Raw genomic sequence first — 5,570 nt, forward strand, 5'->3', positions numbered from 1 at the left:
GCGTCCGCAGCGAGAAGGGCATCCGATGGGGCGGCAGACCCCTCCTCGCCGCGTGATCCAGCAACCCGGCGAACGTATGCGGTCACAGCACTAGCAGCCCGCCATGTTGGAGTCGAGCGGGACGCGGGCTGCGTGAGCGATGCGTGAGCGGACGGGGTAGCACGTGCCGGTTCGGGCGGGATCGGGGATCACGGTGCAACGTCCTGACCTGCGGGTTCATCACCAAGTGATCGATGGCGGCAGTAGCCAAGATGATCACTCTCGGGCTCGTAATGCGTAGGTCGCGGGTTCGAATCCCGCAGGCGGCTCGGTGAAGGCCCAGGTCGGATTGATTCCGGCCTGGGCCTTTTGCGTGCCCGGGGTGGGGCGGGGTCACTGGTCGAGGTAGGTGAGGACGGCCAGGACACGGCGGTTGGCGGTGTCGGTGGGGAGGAGGTCGAGCTTGGTGAAGATGTTGCCGATGTGCTTGGCGACGGCCTTCTCGGTGATGAAGAGGGCTTGGGCGATGCCGGCGTTGGAGCGGCCCTGGGCGAGGGATTCGAGGACTTCGCGTTCGCGGGTGGAGAGGGTGGCGAGGGCGGTGTCGCGGTTCTTGCGGACCAGGAGCTGGGCGACGACCTCGGGGTCCATGGCCGTGCCGCCGGCGGCGACGCGGTGGATGGCGTCGAGGAACTGGGCGCCGTTGGTGATGCGGTCCTTGAGCAGGTAGCCGACACCGCGGCCGCCGGTGGCGAGGAGTTCGCGGGCGTAGAGGGGTTCGACGTACTGGGAGAGGAGCAGGACGGGGAGGCCGGGCGTGGTGCGGCGGGCGGTGAGGGCGGCGCGCAGGCCCTCGTCGGTGAAGGTCGGGGGCAGCCGGACGTCGACGATCGAGACGTCCGGCCGCTGCTCGGTGAGGGCCAGGAGGAGGTCGGGGCCGTTGTCCACGGCGGCCGCCACCTGGTGGCCGTGGGCCTGGAGGAGGCGGATCAGGCCGTCCCTCAGGAGGAAGTGGTCCTCGGCGAGGACAATGCGCACGGAAGCTCCATGATGACCGTGGTCGGACCGTCGGGGGGACTGCTGACGGAGACGACCCCGTCGAAGGTGGCGAGCCGTCGTTCGACGCCGCGCAGCCCGGTGCCCCGGCCGGCGTCCGCGCCGCCCCGTCCGTTGTCCGAGACGGTGATGCGCAGCACGCCGCGATCGTAGCGGAGTTCGATTCCGGCGCGGCCGGCGTCGGAGTGCTTGACGACGTTGGTGAGGAGCTCCGAGACCGCGAAGTAGGCGGCCGACTCGACGGGCATCTCGGGACGGCCGGGAAGGTCCACCGAGACGTCGGTGGGGACGGGGCAGACCATCGCCAACGCCCGTACCGCGTCGGCGAGTCCGCGGTCGGCGAGGACCGGCGGGTGGATGCCGCGGACCAGGTCGCGGAGCTCCTCCAGGGCCTTGGCGGAGGACTGGCGGGCCTCGACCAGCAGGGCGCGGACGGCCTGCGGGTCGGTCTCCAGGAGGTGTTCGGCGGCGTCCAGGGTCATGCCCATCGCGACCAGCCGGGCCTGGGCGCCGTCGTGCAGGTCGCGCTCGATCCGGCGGATCTCGGCCATCCGGGTGTCGACGGCGGTGCTGCGGGTGGCGGTCAGGTGGGCGATCCGGCCGGCCAGCAGCTCCTGTTCGCTCGGGGCGAGCATCGAGCGGGTGCGGCGGGCGTGCCGGTGGACCGTGCGGGGTGCGAGCCAGAGGGCGAGCGGGAGGTGGAGCAGGCCGAGGAGGCCGGAGAGGGCGGCGGTGGCGGTGCCCTCGATCGGGATGAACTGGTACCAGAGGCCGTCCCACTCGGCGGACAGCGGGACGCCGAAGAAGGCGAGGAAGACGCCCCAGAGGCCGCTGAGCAGGACGGCGATCGGCAGGAAGGCGAGCAGGCCGCCGACGACCGGCTCGGTGAGGACCCAGCCGAACTCCCGCCGGGTCTGCGGGTCGCCCGTGATCCAGCGGTAGCGGGCGATGGCGCCGGAGGCGCCGGCGGGCACCGGCGGCAGCGGGCCGGGCGGCCCGGGGAACCGGATGCCGGACCACTCCTCGGCCAGGGCGCGTTGGCGGTCCGTCAGGTCGCGTACCCGGGCCATGGCCCGGGGGACCAGGCCGAGGCCCGGCCCGACGAGCGGGATCGCGCCGGTGACGCCCATGGAGCGGACGAGGGCCAGAGCGGAGAGCCGGCTGAGGGTCAGGGACCGTCGGAGAGCGGTGAGTCCGGCGGGTACGGAGAACCCGGTGACCTCGGCCGGTGCGGGGCCCTCCCCGAGTTGCAGCGTGTTGTCCATGGACGCGGTTCCCTTCCAGTGGTGCCGTTGCGCGGCTCGGTCGTGCCGGCCGTGAGGCCATTCTGGCGATGACGGGGAGGCGTTGTCGGTGGAAGAAACTCCCCCTTTGGTCGAACGGGATATCTGCCGAACGGCAGATGGCAGACGCCCGCGGATCGGCGAGGCTGGCGAGCGTGCCCACGTGCCCCGGGAAGCGCCCCGAGCGGCGCACCCGATCGCAGACGTAAGGAGGACACGGTGGACCGACGCCCGAAATCCGCACCCGCCCTGATCGCCCTCGCGGTGGCCGCCCTCGTTCCGCTCGCCGCTTGCGCCGACGCCGCGGACGCCCCGCCCGAGGACAAGACCTTCGAGTTCGCGGGCAAGAGCCTGAACGTCAGGTCGCACGGGGCCCCCGCCGACCTCGTCGCGGCCGATCGCGCGGACGTCAAGGTCACCCGCTGGTTCGACACGAGCGGCAAGGTCGGCAGCGTCAAGGAGTCCTGGGAGCTGAAGGACGGCGTCCTCGAACTCCGGGCGGGGTGCTCCGGGCTCGCCAACTGCGACACGAAGTACCGGGTCGAGGTCCCCAAGGGCGTCGCGGTCCTGCGGGACGGGCGCGAGACGGACCTCAAGGGCTGAAACCGACGAGCCCTTCTGCGGGGAAGGCCGGAAAGACGGAGACCATGCTCGAACTGATCGACATCACCAAGGTCTACAAGGGCGGCAAGCGGGCCGTCGACGGCATCACGATGCACCTCGGCCCCGGGATGTTGGGCCTGCTGGGGCCGAACGGCGCCGGGAAGTCCTCGCTCATGCGCATCGTGGCGACGGTCACCCGGCCCACCGACGGCCGGGTCCGCTACCTGGGCGCCGACGCGGTGGCCGAGCCGGACCGGCTGCGCCGGGAACTCGGCTATCTGCCGCAGGACTTCGGGGTCTATCCGAACCTGACCTCGCGGGAGTTCCTGTCCTACCTGGCGGCAGCCAAGGGGATCGGCGCCCGCTCCGCCCGGGCCCGGATCGACGAGCTGATCCAGCTGGTCAACCTGACCGAGGCGGTCAAGCGCCCGCTCGGCACGTACTCGGGGGGCATGCTCCGCCGGGTCGGCATCGCGCAGGCACTGCTGGCCGACCCCAAGGTGATCGTGGTCGACGAACCGACCGCCGGCCTGGACCCGGAGGAGCGGGTGCGCTTTCGCAACCTGCTCAGCGAGCTCGCGGCGGACCGGGTCGTGATGCTCTCGACCCACATCGTCTCCGACGTCGAGTCGGTGGCCTCCGACATCGCCGTGGTCGCGCACGGCCGGCTGCTGCGCCGGGGCGCGCCCGACGAACTGCTCAGGGAGATCGACGGGCAGGTCTGGGAGGCCGTGGTCGCCCCGGCGGACCTCCTGGCCGTCCAGGCCCGCCACGTGGTCAGCCGGATGGTGCGGACCGGGAACGGCGTACGGCTGCGGCTGCTCGCCGCCGAGCCGCCACAGCCCGACGCGGTCCGGGTGCCGCCCGACCTGGAGGACGCCTACCTGGGCATCATCCACCGGTCGGGGGAGCGAAGCGGCGCCGGGCAGCGGGTGGTGCGGCGATGAGCACGGCGGTGCCCGGGTCGGTGCTCGCCGGGCTGGCGGTCGGAGACTTCCGGGACCGGGTGCGCCGGCCGGTGTACGCGGTGACCCTGCTCGCCGCGGTCGGGCTCGGCTACCTGGCCGTACCGAACGCGGACGGCCACTGGACGATCATGGACGTGGGCGGCAGCCGGGGCGTCTACAACAGCGCGTACGTCGGCGCGGTCACGGCCCTGGCCGGTGCGCTCTGGCTCACCTTCGGCGGCTTCTACGTGGTGCGCAGCGGCATCGCGCGGGACGAGACGACCGGCGTCGGCCAGGTCCTCGCCGCCACCCCGCTGCGCACCTCTCACTACCTCCTGGCCAAGTTCCTGAGCAACCTGCTGGTGCTCGCCTCCATGGTCGGCGTGCTGGCCGTCACCGCGCTGCTGATGCAGCTCGCCCGCGGCGAGGACAGAGCGGTCGACCCGGTCGCCCTGGCGGAGCCGTTCCTGCTGCTGTCGCTGCCCGTGATGGCGGTCACCGCGGCGGCGGCGCTCCTGTTCGAGACGGTGCCGCTGCTGCGGGGCGGCTTCGGGAACGTCGTCTGGTTCGTGCTGGCCATGGTGCTCGCGATCGGCGGGCAGTCGGCTTCCGCGCCGCTGGACGGTCTCGGGGTGCACCAGGTCGCACGGTCGATGGGCGCCGCGCTGGAGGCCCAGCAGAGGACGACCGACCCGGGCGGGTTCAGCCTCGGCCTGACCAAGGTCGACAAGCCGCTGGGCACCTTCCACTGGGACGGCTTCGATCCCGCCTCCGGGTTCCTCCTCGGCCGGCTGGCACTGTTCCTTGCGGCGTTCGCCGTGGCGCTGCTGCCGGCCCTGTGGTTCGGCAGGTTCGATCCCGCGCGCGGCTCCGGTGACGCGGCGCCGGTGCCGGCTGCCGCCGGGGCGGCGGGTGAGCCGTCCGTACTCGACGGGGCGGAGCCCGAGGGTGCACGCTGGGCGACCGCGCAGGGCGTCCTGCCGCGGACCGAACCGCGGCGGGCCGGGGCGTTCGGCCGGCTGCTGGCGGGCGAGGCCCGCATCCTGGTGCAGGGCGTCTCCCGCTGGTGGTGGCTGGTCGCCGCCGGGCTGACGGTGGCCGGGTTCGCGCTGCCGATGGACGCCGTCACCGGCCTGCTCCTGCCGCTGACGTGGCTGTGGCCGGTCCTGATCTGGTCCCGGCTCGGTAGCCAGCGGGTCGAGAACGGCCTGGAGGTGCTGCTCGGCGCCTACCCGTCGGCCCGGCGCCGGCTGCTGGCCGAATGGGCGTCTGGGCTGGTGCTCACCGCGGTGACGGGCGTCGCCCCGCTGATACGCATGCTGGTGGCGGGCGACGCCGCGGGGGCGGCCAGTTGGCTCGGGGGCGCGCTGTTCGTCCCCTCGCTGGCCATGGCGCTCGGTGTGGTGAGCCGCAGCCATCGGCTCTTCCAGGCGGTCTACCTGCCGCTCTGGTGGATCCTCGTCAACAACGTCGCCGCCGTCGACTTCATGGGGGCCGTCCGCGTGAACGGCAGTCCGGCCGGTCCCGGCCCGCTGCTGGTCGGGGCGCTGTCCGCGGCGATGCTCGCGGTGGTGTTCCTGGTCGGCGCCGCCCGACGGAACGTCAAGGGCTGAGTCGCGGTGGGGTGCATGATCTCTTCGCTTCCGTTAATTCAGGGGGCGCTCGGGACGGTGCGCCGCACAGCACGGTACGCCCTCGGCCC

The 5,570-nt window shown here is 72.8% G+C and carries 5 protein-coding genes; 3 read left to right on the forward strand and 2 right to left on the reverse strand.

Features of this window, described 5'->3' with window-relative positions; translation table 11 throughout:
- Positions 1-372 precede the first annotated feature (372 nt).
- Both ACFU7Y_RS39005 and ACFU7Y_RS39010 read right to left on the reverse strand, forming a co-directional pair.
- On the reverse strand, positions 373-1,017 hold the full coding sequence (locus ACFU7Y_RS39005) for a response regulator transcription factor (RefSeq protein ID WP_224278363.1): 645 nt from the start codon (positions 1,015-1,017) through the stop codon (positions 373-375).
- The gene (locus ACFU7Y_RS39010; RefSeq protein ID WP_224278365.1) at positions 981-2,300 is read right to left on the reverse strand and encodes a histidine kinase; all 1,320 of its coding nucleotides are present in this window, start codon (positions 2,298-2,300) and stop codon (positions 981-983) included. Before ACFU7Y_RS39010 ends, ACFU7Y_RS39005 begins: the two co-directional genes overlap by 37 nt.
- A 237-nt stretch (positions 2,301-2,537) precedes the next feature.
- Between ACFU7Y_RS39010 and ACFU7Y_RS39015 the strand changes: the two genes are divergently transcribed.
- Genes ACFU7Y_RS39015 through ACFU7Y_RS39025 form a run of 3 tightly spaced genes read left to right on the forward strand, consistent with a single transcriptional unit; the run spans position 2,538 to position 5,481 of the window.
- Positions 2,538-2,921 (forward strand): hypothetical protein, encoded by a 384-nt coding sequence (locus tag ACFU7Y_RS39015; RefSeq protein ID WP_224278367.1) that lies wholly within the window; start codon positions 2,538-2,540, stop codon positions 2,919-2,921.
- Between the two features lie 44 nt (positions 2,922-2,965).
- Positions 2,966-3,868, forward strand: a complete 903-nt coding sequence (locus ACFU7Y_RS39020; RefSeq protein ID WP_380771202.1) for an ATP-binding cassette domain-containing protein — start codon at positions 2,966-2,968, stop codon at positions 3,866-3,868.
- Complete coding sequence (locus ACFU7Y_RS39025; RefSeq protein WP_224278370.1) at positions 3,865-5,481, forward strand: ABC transporter permease; 1,617 nt, start codon at positions 3,865-3,867, stop codon at positions 5,479-5,481. The genes ACFU7Y_RS39020 and ACFU7Y_RS39025 overlap by 4 nt, the downstream gene beginning before the upstream one ends.
- Positions 5,482-5,570 lie beyond the last annotated feature (89 nt).

This window comes from Kitasatospora sp. NPDC057542 (genome assembly GCF_042801945.1).
Lineage (GTDB): Bacteria > Actinomycetota > Actinomycetes > Streptomycetales > Streptomycetaceae > Kitasatospora.

Excerpts from the sequence above, each read along its gene's own strand:
- ACFU7Y_RS39010 (WP_224278365.1), bottom strand. The coding sequence starts at position 2,300 with ATGGACAACACGCTGCAACTCGGGGAGGGCCCCGCACCGGCCGAGGTC.
- ACFU7Y_RS39020 (WP_380771202.1), top strand. The coding sequence starts at position 2,966 with ATGCTCGAACTGATCGACATCACCAAGGTCTACAAGGGCGGCAAGCGG.
- ACFU7Y_RS39025 (WP_224278370.1), top strand. The coding sequence starts at position 3,865 with ATGAGCACGGCGGTGCCCGGGTCGGTGCTCGCCGGGCTGGCGGTCGGA.